The sequence below is a fragment of the Kutzneria chonburiensis genome, assembly GCF_028622115.1.
GTDB lineage: Bacteria > Actinomycetota > Actinomycetes > Mycobacteriales > Pseudonocardiaceae > Kutzneria > Kutzneria chonburiensis.
This window is the reverse complement of record NZ_CP097263.1, coordinates 3,708,208-3,724,698: the sequence shown is the minus strand read 5'-3', so window position 1 is coordinate 3,724,698 and position 16,491 is coordinate 3,708,208. Positions and strand designations below refer to the sequence as shown.

The 16,491-nt window shown below is 70.1% G+C and carries 15 protein-coding genes; 7 read left to right on the top strand and 8 right to left on the bottom strand.

What is annotated here, in order from left to right:
• Positions 1-25: 25 nt before the first annotated feature.
• From M3Q35_RS16625 to M3Q35_RS16615, 3 genes are all read right to left on the bottom strand, one after another.
• Entirely contained in the window at positions 26-916 is an 891-nt protein-coding gene (locus M3Q35_RS16625; RefSeq protein WP_273942716.1) for a substrate-binding domain-containing protein, read from the bottom strand.
• Between the two features lie 75 nt (positions 917-991).
• Positions 992-1,645, bottom strand: a complete 654-nt coding sequence (locus tag M3Q35_RS16620; protein ID WP_273942715.1) for a GntR family transcriptional regulator — start codon at positions 1,643-1,645, stop codon at positions 992-994.
• A gap of 13 nt (positions 1,646-1,658) precedes the next feature.
• A complete protein-coding gene (locus tag M3Q35_RS16615) occupies positions 1,659-2,159 on the bottom strand; it encodes a VOC family protein (protein WP_273942713.1) in 501 nt (166 codons plus the stop codon).
• Positions 2,160-2,255: 96 nt separating this feature from the next.
• Here M3Q35_RS16615 and M3Q35_RS16610 point away from each other — a divergent pair, with 96 nt between their 5' ends.
• The 3 genes from M3Q35_RS16610 to M3Q35_RS16600 are packed head-to-tail and all read left to right on the top strand — an operon-like array spanning position 2,256 to position 5,700.
• Positions 2,256-2,828: a thiamine pyrophosphate-dependent enzyme gene (locus tag M3Q35_RS16610; protein ID WP_273942712.1), complete on the top strand. Its 573-nt coding sequence runs from the start codon at positions 2,256-2,258 to the stop codon at positions 2,826-2,828.
• Positions 2,741-4,405, top strand: coding sequence for an alpha-ketoacid dehydrogenase subunit alpha/beta (locus M3Q35_RS16605; RefSeq protein WP_273942710.1), 1,665 nt, complete (start codon positions 2,741-2,743; stop codon positions 4,403-4,405). The genes M3Q35_RS16610 and M3Q35_RS16605 overlap by 88 nt, the downstream gene beginning before the upstream one ends.
• Positions 4,405-5,700, top strand: coding sequence for a dihydrolipoamide acetyltransferase family protein (locus tag M3Q35_RS16600; RefSeq protein WP_273942709.1), 1,296 nt, complete (start codon positions 4,405-4,407; stop codon positions 5,698-5,700). The genes M3Q35_RS16605 and M3Q35_RS16600 overlap by 1 nt, the downstream gene beginning before the upstream one ends.
• A gap of 7 nt (positions 5,701-5,707) precedes the next feature.
• On the opposite strand, the gene M3Q35_RS16595 is transcribed toward M3Q35_RS16600, so the two are convergent.
• Entirely contained in the window at positions 5,708-7,369 is a 1,662-nt protein-coding gene (locus M3Q35_RS16595; RefSeq protein ID WP_273942708.1) for an acetolactate synthase large subunit, read from the bottom strand.
• 105 nt (positions 7,370-7,474) lie between these two features.
• On the opposite strand from M3Q35_RS16595, the gene M3Q35_RS16590 reads away from it, so the two are divergent.
• Positions 7,475-8,359 (top strand): hypothetical protein, encoded by an 885-nt coding sequence (locus M3Q35_RS16590; RefSeq protein ID WP_273942707.1) that lies wholly within the window; start codon positions 7,475-7,477, stop codon positions 8,357-8,359.
• Here M3Q35_RS16590 and M3Q35_RS16585 read toward each other — a convergent pair.
• From M3Q35_RS16585 to M3Q35_RS16575, 3 genes are read right to left on the bottom strand one after another with little or no spacing between them, the layout of a single operon-like run.
• Positions 8,356-9,474 carry a glycosyltransferase family 2 protein gene (locus tag M3Q35_RS16585; protein ID WP_273942706.1) on the bottom strand — a complete coding sequence of 373 codons (1,119 nt, stop codon included), beginning with the start codon at positions 9,472-9,474 and terminating at the stop codon, positions 8,356-8,358. The two genes, M3Q35_RS16590 and M3Q35_RS16585, sit on opposite strands and share 4 nt — an antisense overlap.
• A 21-nt stretch (positions 9,475-9,495) precedes the next feature.
• Positions 9,496-10,194 (bottom strand): SDR family NAD(P)-dependent oxidoreductase, encoded by a 699-nt coding sequence (locus tag M3Q35_RS16580; protein WP_273942704.1) that lies wholly within the window; start codon positions 10,192-10,194, stop codon positions 9,496-9,498.
• A gap of 1 nt (position 10,195) precedes the next feature.
• Positions 10,196-11,323 carry an FAD-dependent oxidoreductase gene (locus M3Q35_RS16575; protein ID WP_273942703.1) on the bottom strand — a complete coding sequence of 376 codons (1,128 nt, stop codon included), beginning with the start codon at positions 11,321-11,323 and terminating at the stop codon, positions 10,196-10,198.
• Positions 11,324-11,397: 74 nt separating this feature from the next.
• Here M3Q35_RS16575 and M3Q35_RS16570 point away from each other — a divergent pair, with 74 nt between their 5' ends.
• The 3 genes from M3Q35_RS16570 (at position 11,398) to M3Q35_RS16560 (ending at position 15,078) form a co-directional block, all read left to right on the top strand.
• On the top strand, positions 11,398-11,952 hold the full coding sequence (locus M3Q35_RS16570) for a TetR/AcrR family transcriptional regulator (RefSeq protein WP_273942702.1): 555 nt from the start codon (positions 11,398-11,400) through the stop codon (positions 11,950-11,952).
• A 47-nt stretch (positions 11,953-11,999) separates the two neighbouring features.
• Positions 12,000-13,766, top strand: a complete 1,767-nt coding sequence (locus tag M3Q35_RS16565; RefSeq protein WP_273942701.1) for an HSP90 family protein — start codon at positions 12,000-12,002, stop codon at positions 13,764-13,766.
• Between the two features lie 463 nt (positions 13,767-14,229).
• Positions 14,230-15,078: a geranyl diphosphate 2-C-methyltransferase gene (locus M3Q35_RS16560; protein WP_273942700.1), complete on the top strand. Its 849-nt coding sequence runs from the start codon at positions 14,230-14,232 to the stop codon at positions 15,076-15,078.
• A 93-nt stretch (positions 15,079-15,171) separates the two neighbouring features.
• Here M3Q35_RS16560 and M3Q35_RS16555 read toward each other — a convergent pair whose 3' ends face one another.
• On the bottom strand, positions 15,172-16,395 hold the full coding sequence (locus M3Q35_RS16555) for a family 2 encapsulin nanocompartment cargo protein terpene cyclase (RefSeq protein ID WP_273942699.1): 1,224 nt from the start codon (positions 16,393-16,395) through the stop codon (positions 15,172-15,174).
• Positions 16,396-16,491: the final 96 nt, after the last annotated feature.

The window sequence follows — 16,491 nt, the reverse complement described above, 5'->3', positions numbered from 1 at the left end:
TAAGGGGCCCGGCGCGGCCGGGCCCCTACTGCCCCGGCAGCAGCGAGGTGTCGATCAAGCCGTGCCGCAGCACGCTGCGTGCGTCCAGCTCGGCCTTGGTGTGCTTGTTCCGCAACGCCAGCACGGTTTTCAGCTCGGCGTCGCGGAACCGGCCGTTCGGCGTCAGGCCGTGGCCGCGGCTGAGCAGCACGGCGATGTGCCGCCGGGCCAGGTACTCGTCGAAGGCCAGCCGGTCCTGCACGGCCGCGAGCAGCAGTTCGGGCCGCCGGCCGGCGACGATGTCCCTGGCCGTCCGCAGCAGCACGCCGACCAGGCTGCGCAGGTCGAAACCGTTGCGGTACAGGGTATCGCCGGTCGTGGCGAGCACCGCGCCGATGTACGGCCCGATGTCGGCCACCGACGCGATCCGGCGTGCGCCCTGGTGTTCGGCCCGCAACTCGTTGCCGGCGTTGAGCACGGTCATGGCGCAGCCGCCGGTCAGGAGAGCGGTTGCCCGGCGCGGCGTGGAGCCGAGTGCGGTGACGGCGTAGCGAATGCCGAGGCGCTCCAACAATTCGTAGCCGACAAAGGCCAACCCCGACCCGGGCACGTCGACGCCGAGGATGGCGCCGTCCAGTTCGGTGGCGCCGGGCGCGGCGCACAGCGACAGGCCGAGCCCGCGGTCAAGGGCGGCCAGAATACGCACATCGCCCAGTCGGCCCAGCGGATTGTCGGGCACGCAGCGATAGGCGACCACGTTGTCCGGATTCGTCACGATGGCGTCGAGGTCGCCGTCGAGCAGCGCCGCGAACTGTTCGCGCGACGAGCCGGCCGGCACCTCGACGATCCGCAGCCCGGCGGCGTCGAACGCGCCGGTCCTGGCCGCGACCTCGAGCAACGCCGACGGACTGACCGTGCCCAGCCTGAGCTCCCGCACCGATCGCACCTCGTTACCATCGATCTGCTCCGATCCAGCGTATTGCCGGGCCGGCGGCCGTTCAAACGATTGCCCTCAGTGGCTGAACAATTCAGGATGTTTGGCCAGTTCCACGCGGGTGCGGCGGATGTGCAGCCCGAGGATCCGCTCGGCCGAGGTGTGGTCGCGGTCCCGCAGGGCCTGGATGAGCAGCCGGTGCTCGCCGTTGATGATCCACCGCCTGCGCTCGCCGGCCAGCCGGGTAAACGCTCTCCGGTAGTGCTGCGTGGTGTCCCACAGCCGGTTCACGATCGTCGCCAGGTCGGCCGCGTCGTGATGCTGGTACACCGCCCAGTGCAGTTGTCGGTCAAGGACGAGGAACTCCTCGACGTCCTCGGTCGCCTCGATCCGCTCCTGCACGGCGACCATCGCGTCGATGTCCTCATCGGACAGTCGCGGCGCCGATTCGGCCAGCAGCAACGGTTCCAGTCGCTCGCGGATCTTGTAGCTGAGCTCGCACTCGCGGACGTCCATCGAGGTGACCCAGGCGCCCTGGTTGGCCCGCAGCGTGACGAGGCCGCGCGACTCCAGGATGCGCAGCGCCTCGCGGACCGGCAGCCGGCTGGTGTTGAGCTCCTCGGCCAGCTCGTCCTGGATGATCCGGGTGCCCGGGGCCAGCCGGCCGGCCAGTATCCGCGCCCGCAGCTCGTCGGCGACGCGCTGGCTGGCCACCTCGGCCGGTACGGCCACGCTCGGATCCCTTCTAGTCGAACGCCTCCGGGCGGTGATCGAAGGCTTTTCCGTCGGGATAGGACACTAGCTCACACTGCAGGCCCCAGGGCGCGAGGAAGTACACCCAGCGCTGGCCCTCGCTCGGCCCCTTGCTGGCGGTCGGCTCGCCGAGCACCGTGAGCCCACGTCGGCGCAGGTCGGCCACGGCGGCGTCGATGTCCTCGACGTACAGGGCGATGTGGTGGCCGCCGATGTCGGAGTTGCGGGGCGGGCGGGTGGCCTGGTCCGTCGCCTCGTAGCGGAAGACCTCGAAGATCGCCCGGCCGCCGAGGCGGTAGAAGCGCAGCTCGCGCATCACGGCCCGGTCGTCGACGCCGAGGTGCTCGCTCATCCAGCTGTCGTCGTGCCGGTAGGGGCCGAGCCGGTACATGTACTCGCAGCCCAGCACGTCGACGAAGAACTCGTGGGCCTGCTCGAGGTCGGGCACGGTGATGCCGATGTGGTCGACGCCGGTCAGTCCGGGGATGGGCACTCCGACCTCCATTGGATCCAATCGGGCTTGCACTCTCGCGGTCTACCTCGCATAGTGTACGGCAAGCCGGGCCAATTGGATCCAATGGAGGCGAGCATGCCCGTTCGTGAGGACCTGACCGCCGGTGCGCCCTGGGTCGAGCTGCGGGCCACCGAGCAGGATTGGGACGAGGCCGACGGGGACGTGCTGCTGCGGCTGGTCGGGCAGGCGCAATGGATCCGGTCCTTCGAGGAGTACGTGCTGGAGCTGGCCGGCCAAGGTCTGGTGCACGGGCCCGCGCACTCCAGCATCGGGCAGGAGGGCGGCGCGGTCGGTTCCGTGCTGCCGCTGCGCAGCGACGACTTCGTCAACGGCTCGCACCGTGGCCACCACCAGTTCCTGGCCAAGGCGTTCGGGCACGCCGGCACCGTTAAGCCAGGTCAACTGCCGGCGTTGAACGACGATGTACGGACCGTGCTGCGGCGGACGCTGGCCGAGATCTGCGGCCTGGCCGAGGGCTACAGCAGCGGCCGCGGCGGCTCGATGCACCTCCAGTGGCGTGAGGCCGGGGCGATGGGCACCAACGCCATCGTCGGCGGGGAGTGCCGCAGGCCGCCGGGTTTGCCTGGAACCAGCTCCACGCCGGTAGTAACGCTGTCACCGTTACGTATTTCGGGGACGGGGCGGTGAACATCGGGTCGGTGCTGGAGACGTTCAACCTGGCTGCTGCGTGGCGTTTACCGCTGTGCTTCTTCATCGAGAACAACCACTACGCGGTGTCGACCAACGTCGACGAGTCCACGGCCGAGCCCAGGCTGTCCGCCCGCGGGCTCGGGTTCAACATCCCGAGCTGGCGGGTCGACGGCATGGATCCATTGGCCGTGCACCTGGCCATGACCGAAGCGCTCGATCACATGCGGACCGGCGGCGGCCCGACGATCATCGAGGCCGACCTGTACCGGTACTTCCACCAGAACGGCCCTTATCCCGGCAGCGCCTTCGGCTACCGGACCAAGGCCGAGGAGCAGGCGTGGCGCGACCGCGATCCGATCGACCTGCTGCGTCGACACGTCGAGCGCCGTGGCTTGGCTTCCGCATCGGACATCGACGCCTTCCGGGACGAGATCGTCGCTGTGTTGCACGAGATCGGCGGTTCGTTCCTGACGCCGGACCGGCGGGCGATTCTGGAGTCGGCCTGGCCCGATCCGGCCTTCGTCGACGTCGGGATCCGCGGCGATCTGTCCGAACTGGACGGTAGCCGCTACGAGGAGGCGGACGGCTTCTCGGGTGAGCTGGCCGAGCGGCGGTTCATCGACGTCGTCAGCGACACGCTGGCCCGCCGGTTGGAGAGCGATTCCCGGGTGGTGGTGCTGGGCGAGGACGTGCACCGGCTCAAGGGCGGCACGAACGGGGCCACGAAGGCCTCCGTAGAGCGCTCTCCCGACCGGGTGCTGGGCACTCCGATCAGCGAGAACGCCTTCACCGGGCTGGCCGCCGGCATGGCCATCGACGGCCGCCGCCGTCCCGTCGTCGAGTTCATGTACGCCGACTTCATGTGGGTCGCCGCCGACCAGCTGTTCAACCAGGTCGCCAAGGCGCGGCACATGTTCGGCGGGCACGGCGGCGTGCCGCTCGTGCTGCGCAGCAAGCTCGCCGCCGGCACCGGCTACGGCTCCCAGCACTCCATGGATCCCGCCGGCGTGTTGACCACCGCCCCCGGGCTCCGGGTCGTCGCGCCGTCCAATCCTTTCGACTACGTCGGGCTGCTCAACACCGCCGTGGCCCTTGATGATCCGGTGGTCGTGCTGGAACACGTGGACCTGTACGGCACCAAGGGAACCGCCCCCGTATCGGACTTCGACTACCGGCTACCGGTCGGCAAGGCCGCACTGCGTCGCGCTGGTGACGACGTGACGGTGATCAGCTATCTGTCCATGGTCGGGCACTGTCTTGAGGCCCTGGACCAGACCGGCGTCAGCGCCGACCTGATCGACCTGCGGTGGTTGGACTGGGCCAGCCTCGACTGGGACACCATCGAGCGCAGCGTGCGCAAGACCAACCGGGTGCTCATCGTCGAACAGGGCGCTGTCGGCACGTCTTATGGCGGTCGGCTGGCCGACCAGATCCAGCACCGGCTGTTCGACTGGCTCGACGCCCCCGTCGCCCGCGTCACCGGCGGCGAGGCGTCGCCCAGCATCAGCAAGGTGCTCGAACGGGCCGCCATCGCGCGGACCGAAGAGGTCGTCGCTGCCCTGAGGAGCCTGTGATGGCCATCTTGTTGCGGGTGCCCGAGGTCGCCACCGGCTCCACCGAGGCCGTGTTGACCGAGTGGCTCGTGTCCGAGAACAGCCCCTTCGAGGCCGGGGCCGCCCTCGCCGTGTTGGAGACCGACAAGGCGGCGGTCGAGGTTGAAGCGGAGACGTCCGCCGTGCTGCTACGGCATTTGGTGGATGGCGGGTCCACTGTGGAGGTTGGCGCGCCCATCGCCGTGCTGGGGGCGGTGGGAGAGGATGTGTCGGCCGTGCTGGCCGAGCTCGGCGGAAATGTGGCAGCGGTGACAGCAGCGGCGGGGGCCGCAGGGGCCGCGGGCGGTACCGCCGCCGATCCGGCGGCTCCCGCGCGGATCTTCGCCAGTCCATTGGCCCGAAAGCTGTTGAAGGAAGCTGGGATTCCGCTGGAAGCGGTGGCCGGCACCGGTCCGAACGGCCGCATCGTGCGCAAGGACGTGGAAGCGGCCATCGCCCGATACGAAGCCGCGGCCACCGCCGCCGCAACGCCGCCGGCCGCAATGCCGTCGGCCACGGTCCTGCCAGCAGCAACCCCACCGGCCTCCGGGCCGCCCACTGCCCCGGCCGACGCTGCGCCGGCCAAGCGGCCGGGGGCTGGGTTCACCGAGGTGCCACACTCCCGGGTCCGCGCGGTGATCGCGAGCCGGCTCACGGCGAGCAAGCAGACCGTGCCGCACTTCTACGTCCGCCGAACGGCCCGTATCGACGCCCTGCTGGATCTCCGCCGGCAGCTGAACGCGGTGTCGCCGGCCAAGATCTCGGTCAACGACCTGGTCATCCGCGCGGTCGCGGTGGCCCACGTGGCCGTGCCGGACGCCAACGTGATCTGGACGGACGACGCGATGCGCCGCTACGACACGGTGGACATCGGCGTGGCCATTGCCTCGGCGCGAGGGCTGGTGACCCCGGTGCTGCGCAACGTCTCCGCCCTGTCCCTCAGCGCGATCTCCGCCCAGGTCAAGACCTTTGCCCAACAGGCCGACGAAGGCCGCCTGCTGCAACGGGATCTCGAAGGCGGCACGATCGCCGTGAGCAATCTCGGCATGTACGGCGTCGATGAGTTCACGGCGATCATCAACCCGCCGCAGTCGGCCATTCTCGCCGTCGGGGCGGGCAAGCCCGGCCCGACGGTGGTCGACGGCGAGCTCCAGGTGGCCACTCAGCTCACGCTGGTGCTGTCCGTCGACCACCGCGCCATCGACGGAGCCCTTGCCGCCCAATGGATGGCGGCGCTGGTCACAGCAGTGGAGGAGCCGTTGCGGCTGGTGGCTTAGACACCGATCACAGCGGGTCGGTGAGTGCCCCCAGGTGATCGGTCAGGCTGATGTTCTCCGCGTAGTCGACGGGCGCGACGACGATGGACACACCGTCGTCGTCCAACGCCTTGCGCAGCGTGGGCAACAGATCGGCCGCCTGCGTCACGTGGTAGCCGGTGGCGCCGAAACTGGCCGCGTACTGGGTGATCTCCGGGTTGGCGAAGCGCACGTTGGACACCTTTCCGGTCTCCAGTCGCATCTTCCACTCGATCAGGCCGTAGCCGCTGTCCTCCCACACCAGCACGGTCAGCGGCAGGTGCTCCCGCACGGCGGTCTCGATCTCCTGCGAGTGCATGAGGAACGAGCCGTCGCCGGTCACGGCCAGCACCCGCCGGTCGGGCCGGGCCAGGTGCACGCCGAGCGCGCCGGGCAGCGCGAAACCCATGGTGGACAAGCCGTTGGAGATCAGGCAGGTGTTGGCCGCGTACGTCGGGTACAGGCGGGCCATCCACATCTTGACCGCGCCGGTGTCGACCAGGACGATGTCGTCCCGGCCGAGCGCGGCCCTGGTGTCGGCGACGATACGTTGCGGCGACAGGGGAAAACGGTCGTCCTGCTGCCCGCGGACCAGCTCGTCGGCGACCAGCTCGCGGATCTTGGCCGCGCCGGTGTGCGGCGGCCGGGCCGGCACCGCCTCACGCAGGGCGTCCAGTGAGGCGCTGATGTCGCCCTCGATGCCCACCGCCACCGAATAGTGCGCGTCCACCTCGGCCGCGAACCGGTGGATGTGGATGATCTGCTTGTCGCCGTCCGGGTTGATCTTGACCGGGTCGAACTCCTGGAGCTCGTAGCCGACGGCCACGATCACGTCGGCCTGGTCGAAGCCGAAGTTGGCGTAGTCGCGGCGCATGAAACCGATGGTGCCCATGGAGTTCGGGTGGTCGTCGGGCAGGATTCCCTTGCCGTGGAACGTGGTCGCGACGGCCACGCCGGTGTGCTCGGCGAACCGGGCCAGCGCCGCGCCGGCGTGGTTGCGAGCCGCGCCGTGGCCGGCCAGCAGCACGGGATTCTTGGCCTCGCGCAGGATGGCCGCCGCCCGCTCGACCTGGCTGGCCGACGGCGCTTCCGGGTGCACCACGTTGAGCGGCAACGGCTTCAGCGTCGGCGGGGCGGCCTCCACCTCGACGTCTTCCGGCACCGCCAGGTACACCGCGCCCGGCCGCTCGCTCTGTGCCGTCTTGAACGCCCGGCGCAGCATCTCCGGCACCGCGGCGGCCGACGGCACGCTGGCCGAGAACTGCGTGATCGGTGCGAACAGGCTCACCAGGTCGACGAACTGGTGCGACTCCTTGTACTCCCGGAACTGGCCCACCTGCGCCGACAACGCCACCAGCGGCGTCGAGTTCGTCGTCGCGTCGGCCACGCCCAGTTGCAGGTTGATCGCACCCGGCCCCAACGTCGCCGACACCACGCCGGCCTTGCCCGTCACCCGGCCGTACATCTCGGCCATGAACGACGCCGCCTGCTCATGCCTGGTCAGCACGTACCGGATCGGCGAGTCGTCCAGCGCGTTGGTCAGCCGCATGTTCTCCTCGCCCGGTATGCCGAACACGACCTCGACACCCTCGGCCAGCAGGCACTCCACGATCAGATCGGCGGCCGTCCGGCCGTCACGCTCCTCGGACATACCTCAGGCTTACCACTCCGCCGAGCCGAGAACCCGCCGGTGAGCCCCCTTTCACACTTCGGTAATCCGACCACGCGCGGGCCTGGCCCGTCCTAGCATTCACGGGTGACCGACGAGGGTCTTCAAGCCGGGCTGTGGCTGGTGTACGTGACGCTGGACGACATGTCCGGCCTCACGATCGTGGAGATCGAGGACGACGGCTCGGTGCGGGTGCTCGGCCCTGATCGCGGTGTCCACCTGTTCCCGACACGGGGCGGGCTGGCGGACTTCCTGGCTTCCGGCGAGTCGCACAGCCTCGAAGGCCGGCTTGACGGCGTCGATCTGGCTGCTGAGGAGCCGCAGGTCGACGCCGATTTCGTCTACCTGCGCGACAAGCAGAACCTGGCCCCGCACGTGGCGGCCAAGCTGTGGCGGAACTGCCTGCTGCTGGTGGACGGCTGCGGCCTCGGCGAGCCGGCGACGGTGGAGGACGCCGCGGCCGAGGTGGCGGCGTTGATCAAGGTCCGGGAGGACTTCGAGCAGCCGGGATATGCGGACGCCGACTACTGGATCGGCCGGCACGTGCAGCCGGTGCGGCTGACGGTGCCGTCCGGCAGCGGCGTGACGCTGGTGGCCCCGAAGGGGTTCTGGGACACCGAGCCCGAGGCGCAGGCGTTCCTCGGCGACTTCGACCAGGTCGTGCTGTTCCACAACGTGGCGGCGTTGGAGCAGTACGTCCGGTCGCCGGGCACGGACCAGATGCGGGAGGCCTCGTGGTGGCCGGCGGACGCGCCGGACTTCGAGCCGCGGCGGACGGTGGACGTGCGGCTGGCCGACCCGCACGACCCCGACTCGGACGCCTTCGAGTACCTGCGCGGCCTGCTCATGGTCCTGCCCGGACCGCCGAACACGTACAACGTGCACGGCAGCGGCGCGCTGCGGGTGAACCTCATGGCCAAGCGGATCCCGAAGATGCTGGCCCGTATGGACAGCTTGATCACCTGGCACTAGCGCATGTCGCGACCTTTCCACAGGTCGCCGCCGCGGAGGGAGCGCCACGCGGAGTCCAACAGCAGCACGCCGAACGCGGCATTGGCGGCCGGGGCGAGCACCGAGGTGGCGGTGGACATGTGGCAGGCCCGCATGTACGACCGGTGCGCAGCGGACTGAGCGGCCCAGGCAGCGAGCCCGGCGAGCCGGGAGAAGCCCTTGCCGCGTAAGGACATCAGCATCGGTGCGAAGCCGTAGCCGATGTGCAGCAGGCCGGCGAAGCCCAGCGCGGCGGCGCCGGCCACCGGGCCGCCGATCATGGCCCCGCCGGCCACGCAGCTCTTGCGCTGGGACCGCCAGACCGCGCCGAAGGAGTCCAACCCGGACGAGGTGAGCGAGTCCAGCCCGTCCACGAGCCGGGTCCGGCCACCGGCGTCGCGCACGGCGGTGGCGAAGGCGACGTCGTCGGCCCGCTCGTTGGAGAGCGCTCTCCAACCGCCGGCCTTGTCGTACGCGGCCCGGCTGACCAGGATGCAGTGCCCGATGCCGACGGCCCTGCCTCGACTCCCGTCCGGGCTGGCGCCGTCGAACAGCAGCACGTTGGTCGGGGCCAGCAGCAGCCACCAGCCGCTGTTCGGCACGGTCGGCCGGCCCGGCGTGGTGATCAGGTCGGCGTCGTCGCGGTCGGCCGCGGCCAGCAGCTTGCCGACCAGGTCGGGGGCCGATTCGGTGTCGGAGTCGACGAAAAGCAGCCAGTCGCCGCTGGTCTCGGCCACGCCTCGGTACATGGCGTGTACCTTGCCGGCCCAGCCCGGCGGCGGCCCGTCGGTGCGGACCAGCCGCACCCGCGGATCGGCGTCCACATGCTCCTGCACGATCTGGACGGTCCGGTCGGTCGACGCGTCGTCGACCACCACGATCTCCAGGTCGCCGTGCCGCTGCGTGCGCAGCGACGCCAGGCAGCCGTCGATGGTCCGCTCCTCATCCCGTACCGGGATGACCACGCTGACCTTGCCCTTGTTCAACGCCATGTCCGGCAACGGCTCCACCGTCCGCCACGCGGCCACCGTGCGCGCCGCGCGGATCGTGGACACCGCGGCCAACGCCGCCGAACCGAGAATCGCCCCCTTGCCCATGCCCCCAGGCTGCCACAGCCGTCAGAGTTGGGTGAGGCCGCCGTCCACAGCGATCTCCGCCCCCGTCATGTACGTCGACCCGGCGCCGGCCAGGAACAGCGCCGGTGCGGCCGCCTCGGCGGGATCGGCGACCCGCCCCATCGGCACGTTCGACGCGGCCCATTCGCGCAGCAGCGGGTGATCCGTCATCGGGGTCGCCACCGCGCCGTAGCTGATGGTGTTGACCCGGATGCGGCGGCGCAGGAACTCGGGCTGCGCGGCGAAGCCCCGGCCGAGCGTCCGCACCCCGGCCTTGGCCGCGCTGTAGAGCGGATCGCTGTTGAAGCCGCGGTGGAAGCCGACCGACGACGTGAGGATCACCGACGCGCCGTCGGCCAGCCGGTCGAAGCACTCGGTCACGGTGAAGAACACGCTCTTCAGGTTCACGTCCACGACCGCGTCGAAGGATTTCTCGGTGGTGTCGAACACTTCCGGCGCGTTCGAGGCGCCCGCGTTGCAGAACAGCACGTCGACCGTCCGATCGTGCAGGCCGGCGGCCAGTTGTGCCGCGCCGTGCGAGAGATCGGCGACGACGTAGTCGAAACCGGTGCGGCGCAAGCGTTCCTCGTCTCGTCCGACGACCACGACCGCGGCCCCTTCCGCGGCGAAGAGCCGCGCGGTGGCGAGGCCGATGCCGCTGGAGCCGCCGGTGATCACGGCGGTCTTCCCGACCAGCGCCATGTCAGCGACCTCCGGTCCGCACGAGGTCCAGCAGCGCCTGCGGACCGTCGGGATTCAGCACGAGGTTCTCGTACGTGGTCGTGGCGGCGATGATCGGTTCCATCCGGGCCAGCATCGACTTCTCGTAGGCGGCGATGGCGGCGTCCGGATCGGCGTGCTCGGAGAGCGCTCCATCAAGCTCCAGCGCGTCCAGCAGCCCCATGTTGACGCCCTGCCCGGAATAGGGCGGCATCACGTGGGCGGCGTCGCCGATCAGCGTGACGCCGGAGTGCTCGTGCCAGGTCTGTCGGGTCGGCACGACGTACAGCGGCCACCATACGAACGGCATCTCGACTTCGTCGAGCACTCCTCGGATTCGCGGCGACCAGTCGGCCAGTTCACGGTCGAGTTCAGCGCGGATGAACGCTGGATCCTGCAGCACGGTGCCGACCGCCCGGCGCGGGTCTTCGGCCCGGCGCTGGGTGAAGTACACCTGGATCGAGCCGTCGCCGTTGCGCTGCAAGAGAAACGCCTGGTCGGCCGCGAACGCCAGGCCGGCGCCCTCGCCGACCAGCTCGGCGGCACACGAACCGGGCCGCGGTCGGGCGATCTCACCGGCGATCAGTGTCACGCCGGTGTAGGCCGGGGCCACGTCGGTGACCAGCCGCCGGGTCCGCGAGTTGATGCCGTCGGCGCCGATCACCAGATCGGCTTCGACGTGATCGCCGTCGGAGAGCGCTATCCGCCACCGGCTCCCGGCCCTCGACACCCCGGTGACTTCGCGGCCCCAGCGCACGGTGTCGGCGGGCAGCGAGTCCAGCAGCATGGTCCGCAGCTCCAGGCGGTCGATCTCCGGTCGTGCCTCACCCTCGTCCCGCTCGTCCGTCTCCAGCAGCAACGTGCCATGTCGGTCGAAGTAGTTGGTGTGCTGGCCCTGGGGCCGCGCGTAGCGCCGGAACTCCTCGGTCAACCCGCAGGCGGTGATCGTTCGGAGACCGCTCTCCGAGCCCAGGTCCAGCGATCCGCCCTGGGTTCGGGCCCGCCGGTCGGCGTCGCGCTCGTACACGGCGCAGGCGATGCCGCGCAGGTGCAGCAGTCGCGCCAGGGCCAGGCCGGCCGGCCCGGCGCCGAGGATCGCGATGTCGGTCATGATGCCTCCTAAGGTAACTCGCTATAAAACGTAAGTGACTTACCTTAGTGAGTCAAGGAGGTATGATGGCGGTCATGGAGTCGCTGCGCGAACGCAAGAAGGCGATCACCCGGCGCGGCATCCGCGATGCCGCCGAGCGGCTGTTCGCCGAGCGCGGCTACGACGAGGTGACCGTGGCGGAGATCGCCGACGCGGCCAACGTCTCGGTCAAGACGCTGTTCGTCTACTTCCGGTCCAAGGAGGACCTGGTCTTCGCCGACACCGAGTTGCTTGATCGTCTCGTCGCCGGCATCGCCGCCCGCGCCGAGGGTGTCCCGCCCGCCCGGGCCGTGGCCGACGTGCTCATCGCCGCCGCCGGCGAATCCGCCGGCGGTCTGGAGCGCTATCACCGCGCATACGGCGAATCCCCGGCGCTGCGCTCGGGCCTGCTGCGGATGTGGGCCGAGTTCGAGGACCGGATCGTCGAGCAGCTCGCCGCCGAGGCCGGCACCGCGCCCACCCCGGCCGTGCGGCTGCACGCGATCCAGCTCGTCGGCATCGTCCGCACGACGACGTCACCCGAGCTGCGCGACAACCCCGACGGGCTGGCCGACTGGCTGGCCGAGGCGCCAGGACTCGTCCAAGGGTAGGGGTTTCACCGATGTTAGGGAGCGGTCCGCCGCCCCAGAATCGGCGCGTGCGCACCCCGTACCCCACCATGCCCGGGACCTTCCAGGTAGATCTGCGCGGCCTGGTCGACCTGCTGTCCCGGCACCTCTACCGCAGCCCCGACGTCTACATCCGCGAGCTGCTCCAGAACGCGGTGGACGCGGTCGCCGCCCGGCGACGGCTGGAGCCGGGGGTGGCCGGCGCGGTCGAGATCGAGGTGGTCGAGCCGGCGCACGGGGCGCCGGAGGTGATCATCACCGACAACGGCATCGGCCTGACCGGCACCGAGCTGGTCGAGCTGCTGGCCACCATCGGCCGCAGCTCCAAGCGCGGCGACCTGTCGCCGCACCGGGACTACATCGGCCAGTTCGGCATCGGCCTGCTGGCCTGCTTCCTGGTCGCCGACGAGATCACGGTGACCACCCGGTCGGCCAAGGACCCGGACGGGAAGGCGCTGCGCTGGCAGGGGCGGTCCGACGGCTCGTACGACATCTCACCTGTGGAGAGCGCTCTCCCGGCCGGTACCCAGGTGCACCTGCGGGCCCGGCCCGGCGCCGAGCACCGGCTCAGCCGCGGCCATGTGCTGCGCCTGACCCATCGCTACGGCGGTCTGCTGCCATTGCCTGTACGACTGGGTTCCACGGTGGTCAACGACGAGCTGCCGCCGTGGGAGCTGCCGGCGCTGACCATGGACCAGGAGCGGGAAAACGCTCTCTCATACGCCCGCCGCGTGCTGGACCTCGACCCACTGGACGCCATCCCGCTGCACGCCGACGGCGTCCGCGGCCTGGCCTTCGTGCTGCCCTACGAGCCGAGCCCGGCCGCCCGTCAGGACCACCGTGTTTACCTCCGTCGAATGCTGCTGTCCGACTCCACTGACCGCCTGCTGCCGGACTGGGCGTTCTTCGTCCGCTGCGTGATCGACGCCGACAGCCTGCAGCCCAACGCCGCGCGTGACGGCTTCGCCGAGGACGCGCGGCTGGACACCGTCCGCGAACAACTCGGCCGGTGCATCCGGGACCACCTCGCCGACCTGGCCCGGATGTGGCCGTCCCGGCTGGCCCGCATCGTCGCCGTGCACCACGCCGGCATCTCCGCGCTGGCCGTCCACGACGAACAGTGCCTGCTGCTGTTCGCCGACTGGCTGCCGGTTGACACCTCGCTCGGCCGGATGACGCTGGGGGAGCACGCCCGCCGCTTCGGCGAGCTGCGTTTCGTGCGCCGCTGCGACGATTTCCGCCAGGTGGCGCCGATCGCCGCCGCGCAGGGCCGGTGCGTGGTCAACGGCGGCCCGGCCAATGTGTCCACATTGCTGGACCGGCTGGCCGGGCTGCGCCCGGAGCGCGACATCGCCGAGCTGGACCCGACCGAGGTGGTCGACTCGTTCGCCGACCTGACCGTGGCCGAGCGGGCCGAGGTCGCCGACCTGGTCCGGCTCGCGGAGAGCGCGTTGCGCCACCACGGTGTCGGCGTGCAGATCCGGGCGTTCGCGCCGACCGTGATGCACGCCACCTTCATCGCCGGCGAGGACTGCCGAGTTCGCCGACAGTTCACCGGGTCCATTGTGGACGGTCCCGTGGCCGCGGCACCGGCTGCCCAGCTGTGCCTCAACTTCGCCAACGCCGCCGTGCGGGAGCTGGCCCGGCAGGCCCGGCAGGGGCAGATCATGCGGGTCCGGCGGGCGGTCGAGCTGCTGTACGTGCAGGCGCTGCTGCTCGGGCACCACCCGCTGCACGACCGCGAGCTCAGCCTGCTCGACGACGTCGTCCTCGGTCTGGTCGAAGACCGAGGATAACGGCTTCCATCGGATGATGGGAGCACTGTGGGCGCATGGCCCGCGCCGGCCGCCGGAGGGGTCGGTCGGCACGGGCCATGCCCCTTGCTCCATTGGTGCGACAGCGCGGTTTTCCCTTGTCCGGCAACACACTGATCGGACCAGTCGATCGGGGACGCGGGTTTTCCCTTTTGGAGCAACGCTCATCGACCGCCGCACGTCCGGGTCAGGGCTTATCACCCGCACGGAGCAACGAGTTCTACGCAGCGCGTGTCCACTACGGAGTGCAGGCACACCACCCTGTTGAGGGACTGTGGAGGCCGCGAAAACCGGTGCTAGCCTCGGCTGGGCCGGCCGGCCACCGCACGGTTCCCGCTGACGTCGACCCAGGTCCGACTCTCCACCACGGGCCCGACTCCGGGAAGTCCTCTTCTGCCACCGATCAACGATGGCGCACGTCCGCACGGTTGAAGGAGCTCGCGCAATGACGACAACCCACCGCGCACGGCCGGTTCTTCGCAGCGACTACCAGCGTTCCGTCGCTGAGTACTGGAACAACGAGAAGGATCCGGTCAACCTGCGGCTCGGTGACGTCGACGGCCTCTACCACCACCACTACGGGCTCGGCGCCTACGACCCGGCCGTGCTGGACGGGCCGGACGAGGCCGTGATCGCGGAGATGCACCGGCTGGAGACAGCCCAGGCCGAGGTCCTGCTCGACCATCTAGGTGATGTCGGTCCCAACGACGCGGTGCTGGACGCCGGCTGCGGACGCGGCGGCAGCAGCATCATGGCCAACCAGCGGTTCGGCTGCTACGCCGACGGGGTGACGATCTCCGAGACCCAGATGGAGTTCGCCAACGAGCAGGCCCGCCGCCGCGGCGTCTCGGACAAGGTGCGCTACCACTTCCGCAACATGCTCGACACCGGCTTCGAGGACGCCAGCCGCAAGGCCATCTGGAACAACGAGAGCACCATGTACGTCGATCTGCACCAGCTGTTCGCCGAACACTCCCGGCAGCTGGAGATCGGCGGCCGCTATGTCACGATCACCGGTTGCTACAACGACGTCACCGGTGGCCGGTCCAAGGCGGTCAGCCAGATCGACCAGCACTACACGTGCAACATCCACCCGCGCAGCGAGTACTTCAAGGCCATGGCGGCCAACAAGCTCGTGCCGATCGCGGTGGTCGACCTGACCGCCGACACCATCCCGTACTGGGAGCTGCGTGAGCGTTCCTCGGTCGCCACCGGCGTCGAGGCGCCGTTCCTTCAGGCCTATCGCGAGGGCAGCTTCCACTACCTGCTGATCGCCGCGGACCGTATCGCCTAGCCCCGCAAGGGAATCGAGGCCCGTGCCCCGCCGGGGCACGGGCCTTCAGGCATGGAAAAGGCCCACACCCCGTTGGGGTGTGGGCCTCATCCGTCATTCGCCCTTGTGGTAACGAAGACTGGTGGCGTGCCACTCGCGGCTGCCGCCGCACCAGGCCCAGGTGTCGGCCAGGAACCGTTGCAGCATGGGCGTTCCCTCCAGGTACATGCCCGCCGCCTCGGTCACGAAACCGTGCATCAGCTCGTTGTGGATCTCGACCGTGCGCTTCACCGCCTGCTGCCGGGACAGGCCCTCCTCCTCCATCAGCGCGATCGGCAGGCTGATGTCGTCATCGGCCTCCTTGTCCATGGAGTGCAGGTCGTTGATCAGCACGGCGGCCATGCCGGCCATGCAGAACGCCCGGCGCAGGCGCGGGTGGTAGAACTCCTGCGCCGGCAGCTCGTAGCCGGCGACCGCGTCGACCAGGATCATCGGCGGCAGATAGCTGTTGTGGTAGCGGTGCATGTAGTACTCCCACACCGCGGGCCGCCGCCCGGTCTGCCGCCAGCTGGCGTTCTGGTCCAGCGCCTGGAACAGGATGGCCATCTGGTGCTGGAACCGGGCCATCTGCGCCACGGTCGTGTACTGGGCCAGGTGCTCCATGCCGGTGCGGAAGGCCAGCGCGATCGGCTCTTCCTTGATGAACCGCTCCAGCTCGTGCCGGTAGCGCTGCGGCAGTGTCACCGGGTCCACGACGCCGTACAGGACGCCGAAACGGGCCGCGGCCATCGCCGGGTCCGCGCCCATTTCCTCCTCGTCAAGGTAGTAGTCGTCGGAGGCCCACTCGGCCACCACCACCTTGGCCGCGGCCAGCAGCCGGTCGGCGTCGTCGGTGCCGGGATGGGTGAGCATGATCAGCCGGCCGAAGCCGCACGAGCGCAGGTGGTCCAGCCGGCCCTCGTAGATGCCGACCTCGCCGGCCCACTGCACCATGCGCTCGTTGACCTCCTCGCCGAGCGCCGGGTTGTCGCGCACCGGTCCGGGGCAGAACAGCTCCGGCACCTCGTCGGAGTCGTCGTCCACCGCCGGCTCCGGCAGCAGCGGCGCCGGCTCCCGTGGCTTGTCGGCCAGCAGCAGCGGCAGCCGCGCCGCCGACATGCCCAGCGTTGACGGCTGTTCGGTGGGGAAGACCAGGCTCGGCGGGGCCTGCGGTTCCGGTCCGTCCGCGGTGAGCAGCGCCGCCAGCTCCCCGGACGGCGCCGACCGCATGTCGGCCAGCACCGCCGCGGCCAGCTCGGCCGGGTCTCCGGACACACTCGGGGCAAGAAGCCGAGACATCAGGGACATGCCTGCCAGTAAGCCACAACCCGCTGTGCCGGGCCGAAAAGTCCACTCGGACGTGCTACGGGTGTCGGGCCTGGATACCGCCAGAAG